Here is a 24497-nt window from a genome sequence, read left to right on the forward strand (position 1 = left end):
TGCCACAGAGGTACGCCCATGCCCCCGCTGCGCACCGCCCTCCTCCAGAGTTCCGGACGGCTCGGCGACACCGCCGACAACCTGAAGGCGCTCGAAGAGGCCGCGGCCCGCGCCGCACAGGCGGGGGCCGGGCTCCTCGTGACCTCGGAGATGTTCCTGACCGGCTACGCGCTGGAGATCGAGGACATCGCCCGGCTCGCCGAACCGGCCGACGGCATGTCCGCCCGCGCCATCGGCGAGATCGCCCGCCGCCACGGGCTGGCCGTGCTCTACGGCTACCCCGAGCGGGACGGGGACGCCGTCTTCAACGCGGCGCAGCTCGTCGGCCCCGACGGGGAACGGCTCGCGAACTACCGCAAGACCCACCTCTTCGGCTCCTTCGAGCAGGCGGCCTTCACCCCCGGTGACACCCCGGTGGTCCAGGCGGACCTCGGCGGCCTCCGCGTCGGCGTGATGATCTGCTACGACGTGGAGTTCCCCGAGAACGTCCGGGCGCACGCGCTCGCCGGCACCGACCTCCTCCTGGTGCCGACCGCGCAGATGCACCCGTTCCAGTTCGTCGCCGAACAGCTGGTCCCCGTACGGGCCTTCGAGAACCAGATGTACATCGCGTACGTCAACCGCACCGGCCCGGAGGGCGAGTTCGAGTTCGTCGGCCTCAGCTGCCTGGCCGGCCCCGACGGGGTCACCCGGACCCGGGCCGGCCGCGGCGAGGAGCTGGTGTTCGGCGAGGCCGACCCCGAGCTGCTGCGCGTCTCGCGCGAGACCAACCCGTACCTGCGCGACCGCCGCCCCGGTCTGTACGCCTCGCTCGTCTGACCGCGGCCCCGCGCCCGCCGGCGCGCGCCCTCCCCTGCTTGCCCTTCCCCCCTGCCCCACCCCGCTAGGAGTCGTACCCCATGACGTCCACGGTGCCCACCACCGCCGTCCCGCACAGCGACGGTCAGATGCCGATCACGATGTTCGGCCCGGACTTCCCCTACGCGTACGACGACTTCCTGGCCCACCCGGCAGGCCTCGGGCAGATACCGGCGACCGAGCACGGCACCGAGGTCGCCGTCATCGGCGGCGGGCTGTCCGGCATCATCTCCGCGTACGAGCTGATGAAGATGGGCCTCAAGCCCGTCGTCTACGAGGCGGACCAGATCGGCGGCCGGCTGCGCACGGTGGGCTTCGAGGGCGCGGGCACCGAGGAGCTGACCGCGGAGATGGGCGCCATGCGCTTCCCGCCGTCCTCCACGGCCCTCCAGCACTACATCGACCTCGTCGGCCTGGTCACCGAGCCCTTCCCGAACCCGCTCGCCGAGGCCACCCCCTCGACGGTGGTCGACCTCAAGGGCGAGACCCACTACGCCGAGACCATCGCCGACCTCCCGCAGGTCTACCGTGACGTGTCCGCCGCGTGGAACGCCTGCCTGGACGAGGGCGCCGACTTCTCCGACATGAACACCGCGATGCGCGAGCGGGACGTCCCGCGCATCCGGGAGATCTGGGCGAAGCTCGTCGAGAAGCTCGACGACGAGACCTTCTACGGGTTCCTCTGCAAGTCCGAGGCCTTCAAGTCCTTCCGCAAGCGCGAGATCTTCGGCCAGGTCGGCTTCGGCACGGGCGGCTGGGACACCGACTTCCCGAACTCGATCCTCGAGATCCTGCGCGTCGTCTACACCGAGGCCGACGACCACCACCGCGGCATCGTGGGCGGCTCGCAGCAGCTCCCGCTGCGCATGTGGGACCGCGAGCCGGAGAAGATCGTGCACTGGGCCCAGGGCACCTCCCTCTCCTCCCTGCACGGGGGCGCCCCGCGCCCGGCGGTCACCCGCCTGCACCGCACGGCGGGCAACCGCATCACGGTCACGGACGCCACCGGCGACATCCGCACGTACCGCGCCGCGATCTTCACGGCTCAGTCCTGGATGCTGCTCTCGAAGATCGCGTGCGACGACACGCTCTTCCCGATCGACCACTGGACGGCGATCGAGCGCACCCACTACATGGAGTCGAGCAAGCTCTTCATCCCGGTGGACCGCCCCTTCTGGCTGGACAAGGACGAGGAGACGGGGCGCGACGTCATGTCGATGACCCTCACCGACCGCATGACCCGCGGCACGTACCTCCTCGACAACGGCCCCGACAAGCCGGCCGTCATCTGCCTCTCCTACACCTGGTGCGACGACAGCCTGAAGTGGCTGCCGCTGTCCGCGAACGAGCGGATGGAGGTCATGCTGAAGTCCCTCGGCGAGATCTACCCGAAGGTCGACATCCGCCGCCACATCATCGGCAACCCGGTGACCGTGTCCTGGGAGAACGAGCCCTACTTCATGGGCGCGTTCAAGGCCAACCTGCCGGGCCACTACCGCTACCAGCGCCGCCTGTTCACCCACTTCATGCAGGACCGCCTCCCCGAGGACAAGCGCGGCATCTTCCTCGCGGGCGACGACATCTCCTGGACGGCGGGCTGGGCGGAGGGCGCGGTCCAGACGGCCCTCAACGCCGTCTGGGGCGTCATGCACCACCTCGGCGGCTCCACCGACTCCACCAACCCCGGCCCGGGCGACGTCTACGACGAGATAGCCCCGGTCGAACTCCCGGAGGACTGACCCCTCCCGGCCCCCTGACACGGGCCGCCCCCGTGCGCGCGAGCGCGGGGGCGGCCCGTTCTCATGCCCGGAGCGCCGTCGGGCGGTCCGCCCGGGTCAGCAGCGGAGGACTCACCGCGCCGGGCCGGTCCCACTCCGCGTCGCCGCGCCACACGGCCCGCCAGCGCCCGGCCCGCAGCCCCGCCAGGCCGGGATCGTCGGGCGACCGCTCCAGCGGGCCGCGCGCGACCCCGCAGTGCGCGCAGAGCCAGTGCAGGTGATGGCCGTCGGCCCAGCCCACCTCCCCGTGGTCGGCCTCGCACACCGCGCAGCCGGGACCGGAGTACTCCCGGGCCCGCACGATGCGGGGCATCACCTCGGTGAGCGTTCCCAGCGGATGGAACTCCGGGTTCGGGCACCGCACCCGTCGTGGCGGTTCGGCCGGGTCCGGGACACGGATCCCGGCCCGCTTCTGGAACCGGCGTGCCTCCTGCCAGGGCCGCAGGGCCGCCAGCCAGAGCTCCCGCGCGCCCCGCAGCTCCTCCACCGCCCGCACCAGCGCGTCGGGGTCCAGGGCCGGATCCCGGGGGATCCCCGCGCTGCCGCGCAAGTGGTGGAAGGTGGCCCGGAGCCCGTACGGGGCGAACTCGGTCAGGCAGGTGCGCAGGGCCGACATCCGCCGGTGGGCCGGCAGCGCCGCGTCGTGCACGCGGAGCCGGTGCGTGGCGAAGCTGGTCATGCGGTCGACCCTACGGGGCCCCGGTCACCGGTGGGCGCGGCAGAACGTGCGGACGGCGCGGTTGAACCGCTCCGGTGTCTCCAGGTTGCTGACGTGCCCCGCACCGGGGAGCACCACGAGCTCGGCGTTCGGGATCGCGTCCTCGAAGGCGCGGGCGACGCTCAAGGGCGACCGCACGTCGAGCTCGCCCCACAGGAGCAGGGTCGGCACCGCGATCGTGGGCAGCAGGTCGCGCTGGTCGGTCTCGGCCATCATGAACAGCTCCGCTCCCAGGGTCTCCGGCCGCACCTCGCCCGCCATGGTGTCGAGCAAGGGCACGAACGCGGCGGGAGGGTCACCGGCGAACAGCCCCGGCAGTGTCGGATCGAACTGCTCCCGGGGCGCCGCGAGCATCCGCTCGGCGCCCTGGACCCGGGCCGCCACCTCCTCCGGTGGCAGCGAGCCCTTCCACCCGGCGTACGTGTCGACCAGGAGCAGCGTCCTGACCAGATCCGGATGGTGGCGGTACAGCTCCAGTACGACCGTCCCGCCCCAGGAGAGCCCGGCCACGTGGGCCGGGCCGAGCCCCAGCGCCTCGATCACGGCGGCGAGGCAGTGCGCGAAGTCCCTCAGGGCGAAGCCGGCCGGCAGATCGGAGGAACGCCCCGCGCCCGGCTCGTCCCAGGCCACCACGGTGAACTCGTCTTCCAGGTCCGCCAGCTGCGGCTGCCACATGCGGCCGTCCACGCCTGCTCCGTGCACGAGAACCAGGGGAGGGCCGTGACCCGCGCGCGCGTAGGCGACCTCGACGCCGCCGACCTGCACCGTTGCCATGCCACCAGGCTAGGCCGTCCCTGCGGGCGGTGTCGCGCCGGGCGCCCGCCCGGGTTTCAGCCCGTCGGAGTCAGCAGGCAGCGGCCGACCAGGCCGACGCCCGCGTCGAGGGACTCGGTGAACTCCTCCGCCAGGTCGGGGGAGCGGCGCAGCGACCAGAGCAGACGGGCCGAGGCCCAGGCCCCCGCGCGGGCCCGCTCCAGGCTCCAGGCGCCCAGCAGGTGCGTCAGCGGATCCGCGATCTCCAGCAGGTCCGGGCCCGGCATCAGGTCCTCCCGGATGTGCTCCTCCAGGGAGATCAGGGTGTCTCCGACCCGGTCGAAGTCCGCTTCGAGCGCGGCCGGTTCGCAGTCGAGCGAGCGGCAGGTGGCGACCACCGCCAGGGCCAGGTCGTGGCCGATGTGCGCGTTGATCCCGGCCAGCGCGTGCTGGAGCGGCCGGATCCCGGGATGGCGGCGGTACTGCAGGAGCGGCCGCCAGCACGCCGGGGCCCGGTCGGCCTCCACCGCCGTCAGGTAGCGCTCGGCGAAGCGGACGCTGAGCGCCTCCGCCCGGCGGGGCGAGGGGAACGCGCCGTGGGCGATCCCCTCGTGCAGGGTCTGCGTCACCGTGAGGTACACCCGGTTGAAGACGGCGACGCCGTCCCGCTCGGGGAGCCGCTCGTCCAGGGCGCGCATCCGCGCCAGCACCGCTTCCATGGGGACCATGGGACGCAGCGTCGCAGCCGCGGGCCGGGATCAGGGGAACTTGGCCGTACGCTTCCCCGGTTCGGGCGAAACTCCGTCAACCCCGCTTGTCCCCGGGCTCCCCGGCGGCCGTCCCGTCGTACGCGGACGTACCCGAGTCCAGCAGCGGTTCCTGCTGCTTCAGGTGCGCCGGCGCGAAGTACCGCAGGGCGTGGTAGCCCGTGATCACGACGATCGTGCCGAGCGCGATCCCGCCCAGCTCGAAGCTGTCGCTGATGTTCAACTCGACCCCGCCGACGCCGATGATGATGCCCGCCGCGGCCGGCACCAGGTTCAGCGGATTGCGCAGGTCCACCCGGCCGTTGATCCAGATCTGCGCGCCGAGCAGGCCGATCATGCCGTACAGGATCACGGTGATCCCGCCCAGCACCCCGCCGGGGATCGCGGCGACGACCGCGCCGAACTTCGGGCACAGGCCGAAGAGGAGGGCGAAGCCGGCCGCCGCCCAGTAGGCCGCCGTGGAGTAGACGCGGGTGGCGGCCATGACGCCGATGTTCTCGGAGTAGGTGGTGTTCGGCGGGCCGCCCACCGCCGTGGACAGCATCGACGCGGCGCCGTCGGCCGCGATGGCGGTGCCGAGCTTGTCGTCGAGCGGGTCGCCCGTCATCTCGCCGACGGCCTTGATGTGCCCAGCGTTCTCCGCGATCAGCGCGATGACCACCGGCAGCGCGATCAGGATCGCCGACCATTCGAACTGCGGCGCGTGGAAGGTCGGCAGCCCGATCCAGTCGGCCTTGGCGACCCCCGACAGGTCGAGACGCCAGTGGTCCACGGCCTCGGGGCCGCCCACCGTCGAGTGGATCTTGCCGAAGACGAGGTCGAACACCCAGGAGATCCCGTACCCGAAGATCAGGCCGAGGAAGATCGCGATCCGCGACCAGAAGCCCCGCAGGCAGACCACGGCCAGCCCGGTGAACAGCATCGTCAGCAGGGCCGTCCACTGGTCCTGCGGCCAGTACGTGGACGCCGTCACCGGCGCCAGGTTGAAGCCGATCAGCATCACGACCGCGCCCGTCACCACCGGCGGCATCGCCGCGTGGATGATCCGGGCCCCGAACCGCTGGACCGCCAGCCCCGCCAGGAACAGCGCCGCACCGACCACGAAGACCGCGCCCGTGACCGTCGCGCTGTCGCCGCCGCTCGCCCGGATCGCCGCCGCGACCCCCACGAAGGAGAGCGAGCAGCCCAGGTAGGAGGGGACCCGGCCGCGGGTCGCCAGCAGGAAGATGACGGTCGCGACGCCCGACATCATGATGGCGAGGTTCGGGTCCAGCCCCATCAGGACCGGGGCCACGAAGCTCGCCCCGAACATCGCCACGACGTGCTGGGCACCCAGCCCGGCGGTCCGCGGCCACGACAGCCGCTCGTCCGGCCGCACCACCGCGCCGGGGGCGGGGGTCCGCCCGTCTCCGTGCAGGGTCCAGCGCACGCCGAGGCCCATGTTCCACCGCTTTTCGTTCGTACTTCGTACTTCGTCGTTCGACGGGAGCGTGGTCACGCTACGAGGCCGTAGGTGACCAGGCGCCATATTACGGCCGGATAGGGGCAGGTTCGTCCCGGTTGGCGGCCGGGACCCCGGCCGCCACCGGCCGCTGCCGCAGTACGGTCGCCCCCACGATCAGCGCGAACGACAGCAGCGTGACCAGCCCGAAGGACACCACCAGCGAGGTCGCGTCGGCCACCGCGCCGATCGCCGAGGGGGCGATCAGCCCCGAGGTGTACGTGATCGTCGCGACACCGGCGATGGCCTGCGCCGGGGCCGGCCCGCTGCGCGCGGCCGCCGCGAAGGCCAGCGGGACCACCACCGCGATGCCGAGCCCGATCAGCCCGAACCCGGCCAGGGCCGCGGCCGGCTGGTGGACGGTGACCACGAGCAGGCCGCCCGCGGTGGCCAGTGCGCCGCCCACGCGGACCGTGCGTACGGCCCCGAACCGGTCCACGACCTTGTCGCCGGCCAGCCGGGCGAGCGCCATCGTCAGCGCGAAGGCGGTGGTGGAGGCGGCGGCGAGACCGGCGTTCGTGCCCAGCACGTCCCGCAGGTACACCGCCGACCAGTCCAGGCTCGCGCCCTCCGCGAAGACCGCGCAGAAGCCGATCGCGCCGATGAACAGCGCGGACTTCGGGGGCAGCGCGAAGTGCGGCGGCGCCTCCTCCCCGCCGGTGTCGGTCCGCAGGTCCAGGACGCCCCGTACGGCGATCAGCCCGGCCAGCGTCAGGGCGAGCGCGGCGACCAGGTGGTGCAGACGTGCATCGGCGCCGGCGTGCGCGGCGACCGTACCGGCGGCCGAGCCGATCAGGGCGCCCACGCTCCACATGCCGTGCAGCGAGGACATGATCGAGCGCCCCAGCCGGTTCTCGGTCTCCACTCCCAGCGCGTTCATCGCCACGTCCGACATGCCGGCGGTGGCTCCGTAGACGAAGAGCACGAAGCAGAGCGTCCACAGGTTCGGGGCGAGGCTCGGCAGGACGAGGGCCAGGGTCCACAGGGACAGCAGCACCCGCAGGGCGGTGCGCGCGCCCAGCCGGTGGTTGATCCGCCCGGCCAGCGGCATCGTCAGCGCGGCGCCGACGGCGGGGAAGGCGAGGGCCAGACCCAGGGTGCCCGCGCTGAGCTGCGCGTGGTCCTGGATCCAGGGGATGCGGGTCGCGAAGGAGCCGGTGACCGCGCCGTGTGCGCAGAAGACGCCGGCGATGGCGAAGCGGGCATGGCGCAGTCGCGCCGGGCTGAGTTGGGGTTCCCCGGTCATGACTCGTAAACTATCAGGGACCCTGCCTGATAGTTAGCCCCCGGAACTCCTAGGATGGGCGTCGTGACTCCTGCCAAGGCCCTGACAGCCACCACCCGCGCCGCCACTCGCGCCGCGTCGCCCGCTCCGTCCCCCGCCTCGCCGAGCACGGCCCGGGCCATCAACGACCGGCTCGCCCTCGAACTCCTCCAGGAGGAGGGACCCCTGACGGCGCCCCAGCTCAAGGAGCTGACCGGCCTGTCCCGGCCCTCCGTGGCCGACCTGGTGGAACGGCTCACCGGCGCCGGACTGATCGAGGTCGTCGGGGAATCGGGCGAACAGCGGCGCGGACCCAATGCCAAGCTCTACGGGATCGTCGCGCGGCGTGCGTACCTCGCCGCGCTCGACGTACGGACGGACAGCGCCACGGCGGTCGTCGCCGACCTCCTCGGCCGGCCGCTGGCCCAGGCGGCCCTGCCGGTGGACGCCGTGGAGGAGGCGGTGGACCGGCTGGAGGAGCTCGTCCGGGAAGCGGGCGCCGACCGGCTCCACACGGTGGTGATCGGAGCGCCGGGGCTGGTGGCCCCGGGCACCGGGGAGCTCCGCGACACCGCCGGCCTGCCCGCCTGGCACCGGGACCTGGTGGCCGCGGTGCAGCGGCGGCTGCCCGCGGTGGTCGTGGTGGAGAACGAGACCAACCTGGCCGCCCTGGCCGAACAGCGGGTCGGCGCGGCCCGGGACCTGGACTCCTTCGTGTTGCTCTGGCTCGGCGAAGGGGTCGGCGCCGCCGTGGTCCTGGACGGGCGGCTGCGCCGGGGCGCCTCCGGCGGAGCGGGTGAGATCGGCTTCCTGCCGGTGCCCGGGACGGGCGGCCTCCCGTCGGCCACGAACTGCGACGGCGGCTTCCACGAGCTGACCGGGCGGGCCGGGGTGGCCGCGCTCGCAGCGGCCCACGGCTACCGGGGGCCGGTCGAGGAGGCCGTCGCGGGCGCCGCCGGACCGGCCTTCCTCGACGCACTCGCCGACCGGCTGGCCATCGGGGCGGCGGCCGTCGCGGCGATCCTGGACCCCGGCTGCGTCGTGCTCGGCGGGGAGCTCGGCCGCGCGGGCGGACCCGATCTGGCGGCCAGGGTCGCCCGCCGCCTCACCGCCCTGAGCCCGGTCCCGACCGAGGTCCGGGCCGGCGACCTCGGCGATACGGCGGTGCTCACGGGGGCACGGCTCGCCGCCCGCGAATCCGCACAGTCCGTCCTCTTCACGGCCTGACCCGGGCCCCTGCCGGACCCGGGACGGCGGACCGCCCTCAGTTCGCTCCGCGGGCGGCCAGGAACTGCGCGAAGGTCTTCTTCCCCACCGCGTGCGCGGGTGCCAGGTTGCCGCCGCGGACGAACCCGGCGTACGCCTTGCCGGCCAGGGGGAGCGGCACCACGCGCCGGTGGATGCCCCGCGCCGCCAGGTACGCGCGGCCCAGGTCCGTCAGCGCGTGGGTCTCGGGGCCGCCCATGTCCGGGACCCGGCCCGCCGGGTCCGGTACCGCCAGCTCCGCGAGCCGGTCCGCGACCTCCTCGGCGGCGATGGGCTGCACCCGGACCCCCTTCGGCAGCAGGACCACCGGCAGCTTCGCCGCCGTTCCGGACACCCGGGCCACCAGGTCGTGGAACTGCGTGGTCCGCAGAATCGTCACGCCGAGCCCGGAGGCCTCCAGCAGCCGCTCCACCGCCAGCTTGCTCCGGTAGTAGCCGAGGGGGACCTCGTCCACCCCCACGATCGAGATGTAGACGATGTTCCGGACCGTCCCGGCCCGCCGGGCCGCCTCGATCAGGTGCCCGGCGGCCACCTCGTCACCGCCGCGCGTCGCGGTCGCGCAGTGCACGACCACCTCGGCGCCCGCCGTCGCCGCGTCGAGTCCGGCGCCGTTCAGCAGGTCCACCGGGTACACGGGTGCGTGCCGGCTGAGCACGCGGACGTCCTCGTGGCCCGCCGCCCGCAGCCGGGCGACGACCAGCGCCCCCAGGTTCCCCGTGCCTCCCGTGACCAGGATGCCGCCCATGGTGTCCGCTCCCTTCGTAGGCCGGCGCGCTCCCGTGCGAGCCCGCCACCAGGGACCGTACAGCCCGCGGAACCAGGGAAGTTGGCGGATCCGGGCAAGATCGCCGGGCCGTCCGGGGAACGCGAGGACCCGGTGGCCGCCGGGCCACCGGGTCCTCACGTCTCTTCACCTACGCGGTCACCCCGAGGGGTGTCAGCAGGCGCCCTGGTCCTTCCAGACGCCCCACTCGCCGGTGGTGCCGGGCTCCTCGTTCTGCGTCCACCACTGGGCCTTCCAGTTGCGGCCCTTGTGGGAGACGACCGTTCCGCCCGTGGTCACGCTGCCCGGGACGTACGCCGGGTTGGTGCACGTGCCGCCCGGAGGCGTGGTGGGAGGCGTGGTCGGCGGGGTCGTCGGAGGCGTGGTGGGCGGGGTGGTCGGGGGAGTCGTCGGCGGGGTGGTGGGCGGCGTGGTGCTGCCCGGCTGGACCACCGTCGTGCCGCGCGCCAGGTCACCGGCGAGCGCGTACGTCGTGCCGGAGATGTTCACCGTCCAGTTGGAGGGCGTCGAGACCGGCAGGTAGTAGTTGAAGGCCAGGTCGACCGAGGCGCCCGGGGCGAGCGTCTGCCAGGCCGGGAGCTTCAGCGAGACCCGGTGGAAGTCGCCCTTCAGACCGCCGACGTTGCTGCCGGTGTGGTCGCTCTTGATCACCTTGGTGCCGAAGCCCGACTGGTCGGAGGCGTTGGCCGGAGCCGCCGTCGAGTAGTCGAACTGGAACTCCGTGCCGCCCGGAAGCGTCGCGTTCGTGTTGTTAGTGATCTTGAGCTTCGGGGTGATCGGGTAGTTGGAGTCGCCGAGCTTGAACTCGTTGAACTCCGTCTTGATGTCCACGGCCTGGGTCGGCAGCGCGGTGTTGGACTTCTTGGCGCCGTACGGGGTGGCCGCCTTGAACTTGTCGTACATCACGGAGGTCAGCGTGTCGCCGATCTCGTACTGGCCCTTCGCGGCGTTCCAGCCGTAGTCGCCGGCCATCTCCCAGACCATGGTGCCGCCGATGCCGCGGTCGACCACGTAGTCGGCCTTGGCCGCCACCGACTGCTCGTCCTCCGTGGAGAGGAAGACCTTCTTCTGCGCGTTCCACAGCCACGGGGCGACCAGGTTCGCGTCGTACTTGCGGACGTAGGTGCCGGTCAGCGTGGTGTTCGCCGGGAAGCCGTACTTGGTGACGTAGTCGCCGACGATCCCCTTCTCGAGGTTCTTGGCGTGCCACATCGGGTTGGAACCGGCGGGGGACTCGACCCCGTTGGTGTCCTTGTCGTGCCACAGGTTGTCGATGCCGACCGCGCCGTCGCCGCACTTGGTCAGACCCGCGCCGGCCGGGCAGGTGGTCGCGGAGGCCTTGCCCCACAGGCCGTCGGTGCCGCCCTGCACGTTCTTGTGGCCGCGGGTGTAGTAGGGCAGGCCGATGTTGATGCGGCCGGCCGGCATGGAGCCGCGGAAGTAGTGGTAGGCCCAGTCGGTGTTGAGGTAACCGATGCCTCCGTACTGCGAGCTGCCGTAGACGTTGGCGGCCGCCAGCTCGGCGTCCTTGCCGTCGTCGAAGAGCGAGGCGTTGGGACCGACGTACTCGTTCCAGGCGCCGTGCAGGTCGTAGGACATGATGTTGACGTAGTCCAGATACTTCTGCATCTGGAAGGTCTCCATGCCGCGCAGCAGGTAGCCGGAGGAGGGGGCGGCGACGGTCACCAGGTAGTGCTTGCCGTCGGCGGCGCCGGCCCGGTCCAGCTTCTCGCGCAGGGTCTTCATCAGGGCGTCGTAGCCCTGGACCAGTCCGGCCCGGCGGGCGTTGGAGAGCTGCCAGTCGAGCGGGTTGCCCGCGTCCTTCATCGTGGTCGGGTACTCGTAGTCGATGTCGACGCCGTTGAACCCGTACTTGCGGATGAACTCGACCGAGGAGTCCGCGAAGGTGTTGATGCCGGCCTGGTTGACCGAGCCGTCGGCGTTGGTGGCCATCGAGTAGAAGCCGCCCGACGCGACGCGGTTGCCGTCGTCGCCGAAGTAGCCGCCGGTCTCCGCCCAGCCGCCGACCGAGATCAGCGTCTTGACGTTCGGGTACTGCTTCTTGAATTTGTTCAGGAGGTTGAAGTTGCCCTTGTAAGGGAGGGCGGGGTCCATCTCGGCACCCGCGACGCCCGGCCAGGTCATCCCGGTGGCGGAGTTGTTCGCGTTGTCCGAGCCGACCGAGATCTTGTTGTTGCCGTCGACGTGGGCGAAGGCGTAGTTCAGGTGGGTGACCTTGGACCACGGGATGTTGTGGGGCAGGTAGGCGGGCGTGCCGTCCTTGCCCGTGCGCCAGCCCGTGAAGTAGCCGATGACGCGGCGCTGGTGGTCGGCGCCCATCTTCTCGCGGCCCTCGGTGTCGTAGACCGAGCAGTACGGGACGTCCACGCCCGCGGTCTTGTACAGACCGTCGGGGCGACAGGACTCGTTGTCGGCGGCGTGCGAGACGCCCGCCGAGAGCCCCGCGACCAGCAGCCCGGCGATTGCGGCGCCGGACGTCAGGAGCATGGCCCTCGTCTTGGTGGGGGACAGCATTGTGCCTCCTGGGGAGGGGAGGATGGCAGGACACAACAGGCTGAAACGTGGTGCGTGTTGGCCCGTGACGTGCGCACATCTGACGGGCTGTCTCCCGGGGAAGATGAAGGGAACGTTAAGAGGACTAGACCAACCCGTCAATAGGTCTGGACCAAAGTGCGCGATCCGGCAAGGCCCGGCGCGCGTTCCGCCAGGGCTCGCACCCCTCCGTACGCGCGGCTGTACAGAGAGGAGCGAATCGGCCGAACGGCGCAATCGGGGCGCTCAAGAGTGGCCGAATGTGTGACCCAGGCCACATTGACTCACCTGTATGGCCGCCGATCACCCGTGGCACACTGGCTTCAGTACCAGTAGCAGCGCACTCCGGGGTCGGTGTAATTCCGAACCGGCGGTTATAGTCCGCGACCCGTCCGCAGCCAGCGGCCGGTTGACCAGGTGAAATTCCTGGACCGACGGTTAAAGTCCGGATGGGAGGCAGTGCGCGGCGGGCCAGTCACCGGTACGCCGCCGTCGGCGGTCCACCGGCACATCCCTCGGGACGTGCCGTCGAACGGACCGTGTTTCCGGCCTCGGCGTCCCCGCGTGTGCTACCCGCTTCATCTGTCGTATCCCGACAGGCCCCGGAGTCCGTGCCCGATGAGGCAGGAGGACCCGGTGGCGACACACGCCGCGCACGCAGCACCCGACGCGGGCACCCGCGCCATGCGCCGAGCCATCGAGCTCGCCGCCCGCGGACTCGGCTCCACCAGCCCCAACCCCGTCGTCGGCTGCGTCATCACCGACGCCTCCGGCGCCGTCGTGGGCGAAGGCTGGCACGAGCGGGCCGGCGGCCCGCACGCCGAGATCCACGCCCTGAACGCGGCAGGCGCGGCAGCCCGCGGCGGCACCGCCTACGTCACCCTCGAACCCTGCAACCACACCGGCCGTACGGGACCCTGCGCGCAGGCGCTCATCGCCGCCGGGATCACCCGCGTGGTCTACGCGGTCTCCGACCCGAACCCGCAGGCCAGCGGGGGCGGCGCCACCCTGCGCGCCGCCGGGATCGACACCTCGGCCGGACTGCTCCGCGAGGAGGCCGAGGCGGGCAACGCCGCCTGGCTGACCTCCGTGCGCCTGGGCCGCCCGTACATCCTGTGGAAGTACGCCGCGACCCTCGACGGCCGCATCGCGGCCGCCGACGGCACCAGCCGCTGGATCAGCTCCCCCGAGTCCCGCGCCGACGTCCACCGGCTGCGCGCCGAGTCCGACGCCGTCGTCGTCGGCTCCGGCACCCTGCGCGCCGACGACCCGCACCTCGCCGTACGGGGGATCGACGGCTTCACCGCCGCCGACCAGCCGCTGCGCGTGGTCCTGGACACCCACGCCACGATCCGGCCCACCGCCCGGGTCCTGGACGAGGCCGCTCCCACCCTGATCGCCGTCGCCGAGGACGCCGACACCCGCCACCTCGCCGGAGTGGAGCTGGCCCGGCTCCCGTACGACAAGTACGGGATCTCCGTGGACGCCCTGCTGCGCGAGCTGTACGGACGCGGCATCCGCTCCGTCCTCCTCGAAGGCGGCCCGACCCTGGCCGGCGCCTTCATCGCCGCCGGGGCCGTCGACAAGGTCGTCGGCTACCTCGCCCCCGTCCTCCTCGGCGCGGGCCCCCTCGCCCTCGCCGACGCCGGCATCGGCACCCTCGCCGACGCGCTCCGGCTCCGGATCACCGAAACCGTCCGCATCGGCACGGACATCCGCGTCACCGCCGTCCCCGCGTCGGCCCCCACCGCCCCCACAGCCCTCAAGGAGCACTGAGTGTTCACCGGAATCGTCGAAGAACTGGGCGAGGTCGTCGCCGTCGAGGAGCTCGCCGAAGCCTCCCGCTTCCGCCTGCGCGGCCCGGTCGTCACCGAGGACGCCAAGCACGGCGACTCCATCGCCGTGAACGGCGTCTGCCTGACGGTCGTGGAGACCGGTGACGGCGAGTTCACCGCCGACGTCATGCAGGAGACCCTGAACCGCTCCAGCCTCGGCGCCCTCACCCAGGGCTCCCGGGTCAACCTGGAGCGCCCCATGGCGCTCGGCGGACGGCTCGGCGGCCACCTGGTCCAGGGGCACGTGGACGGAACCGGCGAGATCATCTCGCGGACCCCCTCCGAGCACTGGGAGATCGTCAAGGTCGCCCTCCCGGAGAACCTCTCCCGCTACGTCGTCGAGAAGGGCTCCATCACGGTCGACGGCGTCAGCCTCACCGTGGTCGAGGCCGCGGCCGACTGGTTCACCATCAGCCTCATCCCCACCACCCTCGCGCTGACCACCCTGGGCATCAAGAAGCCCGGCGACCCGGTCAACCTCGAGGTCGACGTCCTGGCGAAGTACGTGGAGCGGCTGCTGGCCGCCGGCGTCGACCCCCTGCACCACCGTACGGGGGAGTCGCAGTGAGCGCCCTGACCTGGCTCAACACCGAGGCCTTCGAGGTCTTCGACCAGAAGGTCATCTGGTCCGACATGATCGGCAACCTGATCGGCCTGGGCGCCCTCGCGCTCGGCTGGCGGCGCTCCATATGGACCTGGCCCGCCCAGCTCCTCTCCGGCCTGATCCTCGTCGGCGCCTACGCCTCCGCCCATCTCGCGGGCGGGGTCGGCAAGCAGCTCCTCGTCATCGGCGTGGCCGCGTGGGGCTGGCGCGCCTGGCAGCGCGGCAAGCAGGACGCCCAGGACGGCTCCATCGCCGTCCGCACCGCCTCCTGGAAGGAGCGCGGGCTCCTGCTGGCCGGCGCGGCCGCCGGGACCCTGGCCGTCGGCGGACTGTTCACCCTCTACCCGAGCCTGTCGTGGAGCCCGTGGGCCGACGCCTACATCTTCGTCGGCACCATCGTCGCGATGGTCGCCCAGGCCCGCGGCCTGGTCGAGTTCTGGTTCGCCTGGCTCCTCGTCGACCTGGTCGGCGTCCCCCTCGCCTTCAACAGCGGACTGGCCTTCTCCGGCCTCGTCTACGTCGTCTACTTCGCCCTCGTCGTCTGGGGCGCCTACGACTGGTACCAGCGTTCGCGCACCACCACCGCCCCGGCTCTGGAAGGAGCAACGGCATGATCACCCCGAACCCCGTCCTGAAGCCCGTGCCCGACGTCGAGCGCGAAGAGGTCTTCCGCCTCGACCCCGTCGAGCAGGCCATCCGCGACATCGCGGCCGGCCGTCCCGTGGTCGTCGTCGACGACGAGGACCGCGAGAACGAGGGCGACCTCGTCATCGCGGCCGAGAAGGCCACCCCCGAGATCATCGCGTTCATGATGAGCGAGTGCCGCGGCCTGATCTGCGCCCCGATGGAGGGCGACGAGCTGGAGCGCCTCGAACTCCCGCAGATGGTCCAGCACAACACCGAGTCGATGCAGACCGCCTTCACCGTGTCGGTCGACGCGAGCGGCGCCCACGGCGTCACCACCGGCATCTCCGCCGCCGACCGCGCCACCACCCTGCGGCTGCTGGCCGACGGGGTCTCGGGCCCCGCCGACTTCGTCCGCCCCGGGCACATCTTCCCGCTGCGCGCCAAGCCCGGCGGCGTCCTGGTCCGCAACGGTCACACCGAGGCCGCCGTCGACCTCGCCCGCCTCGCGGGCCTGCGTCCGGCCGGCGCCATCGTGGAGATCGCCGGCGAGGACGGCGTGATGCTGCGGCTGCCCGAGCTGATCCCCTTCGCCCGCAAGCACGGCCTGACGATCATCTCCATCGAGGACCTGATCGCCTACCGCCGCTCCGCCGAGCCGACCGTGCGCCGCGAGGCCCAGGTCAGCCTGCCGACCGCCTTCGGCCACTTCACCGCGTACGGGTTCCGCTCCACCGTCGACGGCGTCGAGCACGTCGCCCTCGTCCACGGCGAGATCGGCGACGGCGAGGACGTCCTGGTCCGCATGCACTCCGAGTGCCTGACCGGCGACATCTTCCAGTCGCAGCGCTGCGACTGCGGCCCCCAGCTGCACACCGCCATGGAGCGGGTCCAGGCGGCCGGCCGCGGCGTGATCGTCTACCTGCGCGGACACGAGGGCCGCGGCATCGGCCTGCTGTCCAAGCTGCGCGCCTACGAGCTCCAGGAGCGCGGCCGCGACACCCTCGACGCCAACCTCGAACTGGGTCTGCCGGCCGACGCCCGCGACTACGGGGCCGGCGCCCAGATGCTCGCCGACCTCGGCGTCCACAGCGTCCGGCTGCTGACCAACAACCCCGAGAAGGCGGAAGCCCTCATCAGCCACGGCATCAAGGTTTCCGACCGGGAGCCGATGCCCATGGAGGCGGGCGAGCACAATCTGCGCTACCTCCGCACCAAGCGGGACCGGATGGGACACGACCTGCCCTGGCTCGAAGGGGCCGTGACCACGTCCGCCTGCGGCAACCAGTAGCCGGTAGCCGGTACACCGGTAGCACCATCCCCGAGCACCACCCCACACCACATCACCACACCACACGAATCGCACCGAGGAGCAGAGCTGTGAGCGGCAAGGGCGCACCCGAACTGAGCGTGAAGAACTGCGGAGACCTGCGTGTCGCAGTGATCGCGGCCCAGTGGCACGAGAAGGTCATGGACGGCCTGGTGGACGGCGCCCTGCGGGCCCTGCACGAGCTGGGGATCGACGAGCCCACCCTGCTGCGCGTCCCGGGCAGCTTCGAGCTCCCGGTCGTGGCGAAGGTACTGGCAGGTCGCGGTTACGATGCCATCGTCGCCCTCGGCGTGGTCATCCGCGGCGGCACCCCGCACTTCGACTACGTCTGCCAGGGCGTCACCCAGGGCCTGGTACAGGTGTCGATCGACACCGGAGTCCCCGTCGGCTTCGGCGTGCTGACCTGCGACAACGACGAGCAGGCGCTGGACCGCGCCGGACTCGAGGGGTCGAACGAGGACAAGGGGCACGAAGCGGTCACCGCCGCCGTCTCCACCGCCATGACCCTGCGGACCGTCAGCGAACCCTGGCGCCAGTCCAAGGGGTGAACCCAGGCGCTGGGGCACCGGGGTGAGCCCGTACCCTAGGGACATCATGGCGAACACACCCTCCAAGAGTTTCGAAGAGCTCTTCACCGAGCTCCAGCTCAAGGCCGCCAACGGCGACCCCAGCACCTCCCGTACCGCCGAGCTGGTCGGCAAGGGCGTCCATGCCATCGGCAAGAAGGTCGTCGAGGAGGCCGCCGAGGTCTGGATGGCCGCCGAGTACGAGAGCAAGGAAGCCGCTGCCGAGGAAATCTCCCAGCTGCTCTACCACGTCCAGGTGATGATGGTGGCGCGCGGGATCTCCCTCGACGACGTCTACGCGCACCTCTAGGCCGCAGTCCCCAGCAGTTCCGCGCGGGCCCCGGCACACCCTGCCGGGGCGTCCGCGCGCCCGGTACCCGTACACCAGCACACCCTTTCGCACCTACGCACCAAAGGAAGCCCCATGCTGCGCATCGCCGTCCCCAACAAGGGTTCTCTCTCCGGACCGGCGTCGGCGATGCTCCATGAGGCCGGCTACCGGATGCGCAAGGAGTCCAAGGAGCTCGTGGTCGTCGACCCCGAGAACGAGGTGGAGTTCTTCTACCTCCGCCCCAAGGACATCGCGATCTACGTGTCCTCCGGCAAGCTCGACATCGGCATCACCGGCCGCGACCTGCTGCTCGACTCCGGCGCCAGCGCCGAGGAGATCCTGCCGCTGAACTTCGGCCGCTCCACCTTCCGCTACGCCACCATCCCCGGCACCGCGAAGGGCCCCGAGGACTTCCACGGGATGACCATCGCGACCTCGTACGAGGGAATCGTCGCGAAGCACCTCGCCGACAAGGGCATCGAAGCCTCCGTCGTCCACCTCGACGGCGCGGTCGAGACCGCCATCCAGCTCGGCGTCGCCCAGATCATCGCCGACGTCGTCGAGACCGGCACCAGCCTGCGCAACGCCGGACTGGAGGTCATCGGCGAGCCGATCATGACCTCCGAGGCCGTCGTCATCCGCGGCAACGGCACCGACCCCGAGGACCCCCGGGCCCAGCAGTTCCTGCGCCGCCTCCAGGGCGTCCTGGTCGCCCGCAGCTACGTGATGATGGACTACGACTGCCGCGCCGAGCACCTGGAGCGCGCGGTCGCCCTCACCCCGGGCCTGGAGTCGCCGACCGTCTCCCCGCTGCACAACGAGGGCTGGGTCGCCGTCCGCGCCATGGTCCCCGCCAAGGAGGCCCAGCGGATCATGGACGACCTGTACGAGCTCGGCGCGCGCGCGATCCTCACCACCTCGATCCACGCCTGCCGCCTCTGACGCGTACGACGGCACCCCGCCGCACGGCCGCATCCCTCACCATCGGGCTCATCACCCGGCACCACCCGAAGGCACCTGACGAACATGGCCGACGCCACCGCCCAGCCCGCACCGCCCGCCCTGCCGGTCACCTTCCGGCCGACCCGCACCCGGGTCGTCCTGCTGGGCGTGGGCGCCGCCATGTTCCTCACCATCACGACGATCGCCCTGATGCTGGAGCGCCTGCAGCCCGGCGAGCGGATCAGCTTCGTCTTCGTCGCCGTCCTGCTGTCCTCCGTCCTCGTCCTGCTCAGCCGCCCCAAGGTGGTCGCCGACGAGACCGGGGTCACGGTCGTCAACCTCACCACCACCCGCCGCCTGGAGTGGGCGCAGATCCTGCGCGTCAACCTCCGCCCCGGCGACGCCTGGGTGTTCCTCGACCTGAGCGACGGCACCAGCCTGCCCGCCCTGGGCATCCAGCCCGGGGTCGCCAAGGCCCAGGCGATCGCCGACGCCCGCGCCCTGCGCGCCCTGGCCGAAGCCCACGGAACCGGCTCAAAGAACGACTGAGCCCGGCCGACCTCGTCGCTGCGTCCCATTGCGGCGGCGATCTCAATGACTAACCTGGTGTGGGGGCGCGACCGTGCGCCCTCCCACCGGCCCCGGGACCCCGAGGCCCGTGGGCACCTGCGACTCGAGGAGTGACTCCCTCCAGCAATGGACGGATCGTCCGGTAGTACACGCGCCGCCCTCCCCACGGAGGCGGCGGCATGACCATCCCGCTACTTCTGCTCGTGGCGGCATTCGCCCTGATCCTCGCCAACGGTTTCTTCGTGGCAGCCGAATTCGGCCTCGTCACCGTCGAGAGACCCGAGGCCGAACGCGCCGCGGCCGAGGGCGACCGCCGTGCCCGCACGGTCGTCGCAGCCCTGCGGGAGCTGTCCTTCCAGCTCTCCGGCACCCAGCTCGGCATCACCATCACCTCCCTCGTGGTCGGCATGCTCGCCGAGCCCGCCCTCGCCGCCCTGCTGGCCGGGCCGCTCGAAGCGACCGGCCTCCCCAAGGGCGCCGTCCCCGGCGCGGCCGTCGTCATCGGCATGCTGCTCGCCTCCGCCGTCCAGATGGTGGTCGGCGAGCTCGTCCCGAAGAACTGGGCCGTCTCCCGACCGCTCCAGGTGGCCCGTTTCGTGGCCGGCCCGCAGCACGTCTTCTCCCGGGTCTTCCGGCCCGTCATCGCGGGCCTCAACGCCGTCGCCAACCGGCTCGTCCGGGCGCTCGGCGTGGAGCCCACCGAGGAGATGGCCTCCGCCCGCACCCCCGGCGAGCTGGTCTCCCTGGTCCGCCATTCGGCCCAGGCCGGAGCCCTGGAACAGGACACCGCCGACCTCTTCGTACGGACCCTGTCGCTGGGCGAGCTCACGGCGCAGCTGGTCATGACCCCCCGGGTCAAGGTCAGCGCCCTCCAGCACACGGCCACCGCGGCCGACGTGCTCAACCTGACCCGCGCCACGGGCCTGTCCCGCTTCCCCGTCTACCGCGAGCGCATCGACGAGATCACCGGGGTCGTCCACCTCAAGGACGCCCTCGCCGTGCCCGAGTCCGAGCGCGCCCGCACCAGCGTCAGCGGGATCTGCGTGGCCCCCCTGCTGGTGCCCGGCTCCCTGCCGGTGCAGCCGCTGCTGGAACGGCTGCGCAGCGAACAGCCCATGGCCGTGGTCGTCGACGAGTACGGCGGCACCGCCGGCGTCGTCACCCTGGAGGACATCGTGGAGGAGCTCGTCGGCGAGGTCCGCGACGAGCACGACCTCGCGGAGGACGGCAGCCCCGAACTGGCCGCCGTACCCGCCGAGGACGGCCGCCCCTCCTGGGAGGCGGACGGGAGCTGCCGCGTGCAGACCCTGCGACGGATAGGCCTGGAGGTCCCCGAAGGACCGTACGAGACCGTCGCCGGGCTCGTCGCCGACCTGCTCGGCCGCATCCCCGCCCCCGGGGACCGCGCCGAACTGCCCGGCTGGAAGCTCTCCGTGCGCCAGGTCCGCCGCTACCGCGCCGAACGGGTCCGCCTCGTGCGCACCGCTCCCGCGGCCCCCGGCACACCGGGCTCCGACGGGCAGGCCTTCTACGGGTTCGCCCCGGACGCCGCCGCCCCCGCCGAGCTGGCACAGGTGGGTGGCCGGTGAACGCGCTCCAACTGCTGTTCGCCCTGCTGCTCGTCCTGGCCAACGGCTTCTTCGTCGGCGCCGAGTTCGCCCTCGTCTCCGTCCGCCGCAGCCAGATCGAACCCCTGGCCGCCGACTCCAAGCGGGCCCGCCAGGTGCTCCACGGCCTGGAGAACCTGCCGCGCATGATGGCCGCCGCACAGTTCGGCATCACCATGTGCTCGCTCACCCTCGGCGCCGTGGCCGAACCGACCGTGGCCCGGCTCCTGGAGCCCCTCTTCCACGCCGCCCACGTGCCCGAGGGGCTGATCCATCCGCTGGGCTACGCGGTGGCCCTCACCTCGGTGATCTTCCTCCACCTGGTCATCGGCGAGATGGTCCCCAAGAACCTCGCCATGGCCGCGCCCGAGAAGACGGCCCTGTGGTTCAGCCCCGGACTGGTCGCCTTCGCCCGGGTCTGCGGACCGGTCACCACGGCGCTGGGCGCCTGCGCCACACTGATCCTCAGGCTCTTCAAGGTGGAGCCCAAGGACGAGGTCGAGGCCGTCTACACCTCCGCCCAGCTCGGCCGCCTGCTCAAGGACTCCCGGCAGGCCGGTCTGCTGGAGCCGGTCGAACAGGAACGCCTGGAGGACGCGCTGGAACTGGGCAGCCGCCCGGTCACCGACGTCCTCCTCGCCCCGGACCGGCTGGTCACGGTCGGACCGGCCGTCACCCCGCGCCAGATCGAGCAGCTGACGGTCCGCACCGGGTACTCCCGGTTCCCCGTCCGCGCCGACAGCGGCGCCTTCATGGGCTACCTGCACGTGAAGGACGTCCTGGACCTGGAGGACCGGGAACGGGCCGTGCCCCAGCGGGTCTGGCGCCGGATGACCACGGTCTGCTCCACGCTCCCGCTGGACGACGCCCTGACGGTGATGCGCCGCGACGCGACGCACCTGGCACAGGTCGCCGACCCCTCGGGCCGGGTCCTCGGCCTGGTCGCCATGGAGGACGTACTGGAAACGCTGGTGGGCGAGGTGCGTGACCCCGCGCACCGCACGCCACCGCACGCCCGCAAGCCCGAACTCCGCTCGGAGGGGGCGTTCACCGGCTGACGCCCGCCGCCGGACCCGTCGCGAGAGGGGTCCGGCAACGGCGTCGGGCCGCCATACTCGTGAGGAGGCGGCGGGAGGGGGCACTCATGCGATCCGGTGAACACGACGACGGGGACCCGGAGTTCGGGGCCATGGCCCGCGAGGTGCTGGGCCTGCTGAGAGAGGACCCCGACGCACCCTCCCCGGTGGCGCGCCGGCTGCGCGAGGTGATCCTCGACGGGCTGCCGGCCGAACGGGTCGGCGCCGTCGCAGCCTTCGACCGCGAACCCCACGCACCGGACGCGGCCCTGGCCCTCGCATCGGTCGTGCGGGAACGCGCGGCGGCGGAACCGGAGTTCGCGGACCGGGTCCGGGCGCTGCTGCAAGGCAGGCTGGGCGACGGCGGGGCGGACGAGCAGTGGGCCGAGCAGTACGGCGGACGCCCCTTCTGGGGAGGCTGGTTCCTGATCGCCGCGGTCCTCGCGCTCTTCGTCCTCAACGCCTTCGCGGCCTGCTCCGGCCCGCCGCCGGACATACCGTAGGCCGTCCTCACAGCGGCGGCGGCTCCGGCCGCTCCTGCGGTCCGCGGCCCGACAGGACCTCCCCGTACGCCTGCATCAGGTCCGCCAGCCGCAGGGTGGACAGATCCTCCCGGGACGGATCACCGGCGAAGCCCGACAGCCGCAAGTCCCGGTACGCGCAGCTCTTCTCGTACAGCGTGCGCAGGAACCGCCCGTTGCCCAGCTCGTCGATCCACCCCTGCTCCACCACGTGCCCGCTGATGCTCCGCAGCTCCTCCAGCGCCTCCTCGTCCCACCGGTCGCCGTTGGCATCCGCCAGCACCCCGCCGATCGAGGTGAGCTCCAGCGGCCGGTAACTGGGGAAGTCCACCCGCGTGGTGAACCGCGAGGACAGCCCCGGATTCGTGGCGAGCAGCCGGTCCATCCCCGCCGGATAGCCCGCGAGGATCACCACCAGGTGGTCGCGGTTGTCCTCCGCCCGCTTCAGGAGCACCTGCAGGGCTTCGTCGCCGTACGCGTCGCCCTTGCTGTAGCCCGAGTTGGAGAGGCTGTACGCCTCGTCCACGAACAGCACCCCGCCGATCGCCGAGTCGATCAGCTCGTTCGCCTTCACCGCGGTCTGCCCGAGGAACTCGCCGACCAGGTCCGCGCGCCCGGCCTCCACCAGATGGTCGCCGCCGAGCAGGCCCAGCGCGTAGAAGACCCGGCCCAGGATCCGGGCCACCGTGGTCTTCCCCGTGCCCGACGGCCCCGAGAAGACGAAGTGCCGTTTCGGCGGCTGCACCGGCAGCCCCTGCCCCGTCCGCAGCCTGGCCATGTGCAGCTGCGCGGAGAGCGCCTTCACCTGCCGTTTGACCGGCTCCAGGCCCACCATCCGCTCCAGCTCCGCGAGCGCCTCGGCCAGCGCCGCCGGATCCGCCGGCCCGGCCGGCAGGTCCACCGGTCCCGGCTGCGCGGGCAGCGCGGCCTTGTGCCGCACCCCGGCCGGCAGACCCGCGCCGGGCCCCGGCGCCCCCGGGCCGTGCCGCGGTTCCGGCGGGTCGCCCGCCGTCAGCGGGTCCGGATCCGGCTGTCCGTCGGCGGCGATCCCCTGGACCGGACCGCCGCCGCCCAGCGCCACCGCCGCGAAGTCACCGCCCGACGGGGCCGGTCCGTGCCCGCCGAAGGCCTCGTAGCCCGCGCCGCTCGCGTACCCGGCGAGGCCGTCGGCGTCCTCGCTGTCCTCGATCGCCGTCAGCCGGGCCGCCGTGTCCATGAACGCCGGGTCCACCCGGTGCACCGCCCGGTACAGCGGCAGGGCCGCCGCGCTGCGCCCGGTCCCCTCGTGCGCCCGGGCCAGCCAGTACCGCAGCTCCTTGCGCTGGGGCTGCTCGCTGCGGCAGCGCATCAGCGAGGCCGCCAGCAGCGGCTCGGCCTGCCCGTACATCTCCAGCCGGACCCGGGCCATCCCGCCGAACAGGCCCGCCTCGATGCCCAGGAGCGGATCGTCGACCAGCGATTCGGTGGAGCGCACCAACTGCTCCCAGTCCTTGACCAGGTACGCCCGGCAGGCGTGCAGGAAGCGCACCTGGGGGTCGGTGTCCACGGGCGGCAGGGCCGCCAGCGCCTGGTCCAGCTCGGGGACGTGGCGCCCGTCCAGCCAGTGCGAGGCGTGCGCCAGCAGCAGGTCCCGCCGGGTCTCCAGGACCGGCTGCACCCACCAGCCCAGCCAGTACCAGGAGTTCAGCGTCCGCCGGTGGCGGGCCCGCTGTTCCCCGAAGCGGTCCCGGTGGGCGTACATGCGCAATAACGCGTTGGTGGTGTCGACGCGGAGCGCGTGCAGCCCCAGCCAGGCATCCGCCATCCCGGGATCGAGTCGTACGGCCGCCCGGAACTCTTCCTCGGCCTGCGGATAGGCGCCCATCGTGCAGGCGTCCACTCCTCGCAGCCAGGCGAGTTCGGCCGGGGCGTGCGCGCTGCTTCCGTGCGCGGCGAAGTCCATCACATCCCCCACAAGCCTGCCCCCGTGGTGCCCAGCAACCCCCGCGACGCATCCGCGAGTTGTTCCTGCGCCGATGAAATCAGGGGTGCATCGTACCTGCGGTTACGCACCTTACGTAGGGTGCGTCGAAGACCTGCCGGGCACGGATCCGGACGGTCCACGGTGACGCAGGGTGAGAAAACGGCCGGGATGTGCCCCGTGCGACGCCGCGACGGAGGAGTGCCGGACGGGGATCCGCGGGGGACCGGGGGACAGAACGAAGCCCCCGATCACGGGGGAACAATCGGGGACTTCGTGTCCGCGGCGG

The 24497-nt window shown here is 72.2% G+C and carries 22 protein-coding genes and 1 riboswitch; of the genes, 14 read left to right on the top strand and 8 right to left on the bottom strand.

The window, feature by feature from the left end; genetic code table 11:
- Nucleotides 1-18 precede the first annotated feature (18 nt).
- Both OG898_RS24745 and OG898_RS24750 read left to right on the top strand, forming a co-directional pair.
- Nucleotides 19-819, top strand: coding sequence for a carbon-nitrogen hydrolase family protein (locus tag OG898_RS24745; RefSeq protein ID WP_250741448.1), 801 nt, complete (start codon nt 19-21; stop codon nt 817-819).
- Between the two features lie 80 nt (nt 820-899).
- Entirely contained in the window at nt 900-2597 is a 1698-nt protein-coding gene (locus tag OG898_RS24750; RefSeq protein WP_250741449.1) for an NAD(P)/FAD-dependent oxidoreductase, read from the top strand.
- A gap of 61 nt (nt 2598-2658) precedes the next feature.
- Here OG898_RS24750 and OG898_RS24755 read toward each other — a convergent pair whose 3' ends face one another.
- The 5 genes from OG898_RS24755 to OG898_RS24775 all read right to left on the bottom strand — a co-directional run bounded on the left by OG898_RS24755 (nt 2659) and on the right by OG898_RS24775 (nt 7621).
- A complete protein-coding gene (locus tag OG898_RS24755) occupies nt 2659-3315 on the bottom strand; it encodes a hypothetical protein (RefSeq protein ID WP_250741450.1) in 657 nt (218 codons plus the stop codon).
- A gap of 24 nt (nt 3316-3339) precedes the next feature.
- Nucleotides 3340-4128, bottom strand: a complete 789-nt coding sequence (locus OG898_RS24760; RefSeq protein ID WP_266959280.1) for an alpha/beta fold hydrolase — start codon at nt 4126-4128, stop codon at nt 3340-3342.
- Between the two features lie 56 nt (nt 4129-4184).
- Entirely contained in the window at nt 4185-4835 is a 651-nt protein-coding gene (locus tag OG898_RS24765; protein WP_250741452.1) for a DUF5995 family protein, read from the bottom strand.
- Nucleotides 4836-4911: 76 nt separating this feature from the next.
- Entirely contained in the window at nt 4912-6315 is a 1404-nt protein-coding gene (locus OG898_RS24770) for a uracil-xanthine permease family protein (protein ID WP_266960416.1), read from the bottom strand.
- An 88-nt stretch (nt 6316-6403) separates the two neighbouring features.
- The gene (locus tag OG898_RS24775; RefSeq protein ID WP_266959282.1) at nt 6404-7621 is read right to left on the bottom strand and encodes an MFS transporter; all 1218 of its coding nucleotides are present in this window, start codon (nt 7619-7621) and stop codon (nt 6404-6406) included.
- Between the two features lie 54 nt (nt 7622-7675).
- On the opposite strand from OG898_RS24775, the gene OG898_RS24780 reads away from it, so the two are divergent.
- Nucleotides 7676-8866, top strand: a complete 1191-nt coding sequence (locus OG898_RS24780) for an ROK family transcriptional regulator (protein WP_266959284.1) — start codon at nt 7676-7678, stop codon at nt 8864-8866.
- A gap of 37 nt (nt 8867-8903) precedes the next feature.
- Here the strand turns inward: OG898_RS24780 and OG898_RS24785 are convergent, their stop codons facing one another.
- Entirely contained in the window at nt 8904-9650 is a 747-nt protein-coding gene (locus OG898_RS24785) for an SDR family oxidoreductase (RefSeq protein WP_266959286.1), read from the bottom strand.
- A 192-nt stretch (nt 9651-9842) separates the two neighbouring features.
- A complete protein-coding gene (locus tag OG898_RS24790) occupies nt 9843-12224 on the bottom strand; it encodes a chitinase C-terminal domain-containing protein (protein ID WP_250741523.1) in 2382 nt (793 codons plus the stop codon).
- 354 nt (nt 12225-12578) lie between these two features.
- A riboswitch (FMN riboswitch) is annotated at nt 12579-12709 on the top strand.
- A 217-nt stretch (nt 12710-12926) separates the two neighbouring features.
- Here OG898_RS24790 and ribD point away from each other — a divergent pair.
- From ribD to OG898_RS24845, 11 genes are all read left to right on the top strand, one after another.
- Nucleotides 12927-14018 (top strand): bifunctional diaminohydroxyphosphoribosylaminopyrimidine deaminase/5-amino-6-(5-phosphoribosylamino)uracil reductase RibD, encoded by a 1092-nt coding sequence (ribD, locus tag OG898_RS24795; RefSeq protein ID WP_250741556.1) that lies wholly within the window; start codon nt 12927-12929, stop codon nt 14016-14018.
- Nucleotides 14019-14645 carry a riboflavin synthase gene (locus OG898_RS24800; protein ID WP_250741524.1) on the top strand — a complete coding sequence of 209 codons (627 nt, stop codon included), beginning with the start codon at nt 14019-14021 and terminating at the stop codon, nt 14643-14645.
- Nucleotides 14642-15295, top strand: a complete 654-nt coding sequence (locus OG898_RS24805; protein ID WP_250741525.1) for a nicotinamide mononucleotide transporter family protein — start codon at nt 14642-14644, stop codon at nt 15293-15295. Before OG898_RS24800 ends, OG898_RS24805 begins: the two co-directional genes overlap by 4 nt.
- Complete coding sequence (locus OG898_RS24810; protein WP_250741526.1) at nt 15292-16596, top strand: bifunctional 3,4-dihydroxy-2-butanone-4-phosphate synthase/GTP cyclohydrolase II; 1305 nt, start codon at nt 15292-15294, stop codon at nt 16594-16596. The genes OG898_RS24805 and OG898_RS24810 overlap by 4 nt, the downstream gene beginning before the upstream one ends.
- A gap of 89 nt (nt 16597-16685) precedes the next feature.
- Nucleotides 16686-17183: a 6,7-dimethyl-8-ribityllumazine synthase gene (gene ribH / locus OG898_RS24815; RefSeq protein WP_250741527.1), complete on the top strand. Its 498-nt coding sequence runs from the start codon at nt 16686-16688 to the stop codon at nt 17181-17183.
- Nucleotides 17184-17229: 46 nt separating this feature from the next.
- Nucleotides 17230-17511: a phosphoribosyl-ATP diphosphatase gene (locus OG898_RS24820; protein WP_250741528.1), complete on the top strand. Its 282-nt coding sequence runs from the start codon at nt 17230-17232 to the stop codon at nt 17509-17511.
- A 114-nt stretch (nt 17512-17625) separates the two neighbouring features.
- Nucleotides 17626-18474, top strand: coding sequence for an ATP phosphoribosyltransferase (gene hisG / locus OG898_RS24825; RefSeq protein WP_250741529.1), 849 nt, complete (start codon nt 17626-17628; stop codon nt 18472-18474).
- 84 nt (nt 18475-18558) lie between these two features.
- Nucleotides 18559-19023 carry a PH domain-containing protein gene (locus OG898_RS24830; protein ID WP_266959291.1) on the top strand — a complete coding sequence of 155 codons (465 nt, stop codon included), beginning with the start codon at nt 18559-18561 and terminating at the stop codon, nt 19021-19023.
- Between the two features lie 200 nt (nt 19024-19223).
- Nucleotides 19224-20633 (top strand): hemolysin family protein, encoded by a 1410-nt coding sequence (locus tag OG898_RS24835; protein ID WP_250741531.1) that lies wholly within the window; start codon nt 19224-19226, stop codon nt 20631-20633.
- Nucleotides 20630-21709 (top strand): hemolysin family protein, encoded by a 1080-nt coding sequence (locus OG898_RS24840; RefSeq protein WP_266959294.1) that lies wholly within the window; start codon nt 20630-20632, stop codon nt 21707-21709. The genes OG898_RS24835 and OG898_RS24840 overlap by 4 nt, the downstream gene beginning before the upstream one ends.
- 86 nt (nt 21710-21795) lie before the next feature.
- Nucleotides 21796-22230: a hypothetical protein gene (locus OG898_RS24845; RefSeq protein ID WP_250741533.1), complete on the top strand. Its 435-nt coding sequence runs from the start codon at nt 21796-21798 to the stop codon at nt 22228-22230.
- A 7-nt stretch (nt 22231-22237) separates the two neighbouring features.
- Here OG898_RS24845 and OG898_RS24850 read toward each other — a convergent pair whose 3' ends face one another.
- Nucleotides 22238-24190 (bottom strand): AAA family ATPase, encoded by a 1953-nt coding sequence (locus OG898_RS24850; protein WP_250741534.1) that lies wholly within the window; start codon nt 24188-24190, stop codon nt 22238-22240.
- Nucleotides 24191-24497 lie beyond the last annotated feature (307 nt).

The sequence above is a fragment of the Streptomyces sp. NBC_00193 genome, from assembly GCF_026342735.1.
Classification (GTDB): domain Bacteria; phylum Actinomycetota; class Actinomycetes; order Streptomycetales; family Streptomycetaceae; genus Streptomyces; species Streptomyces stoeckheimensis.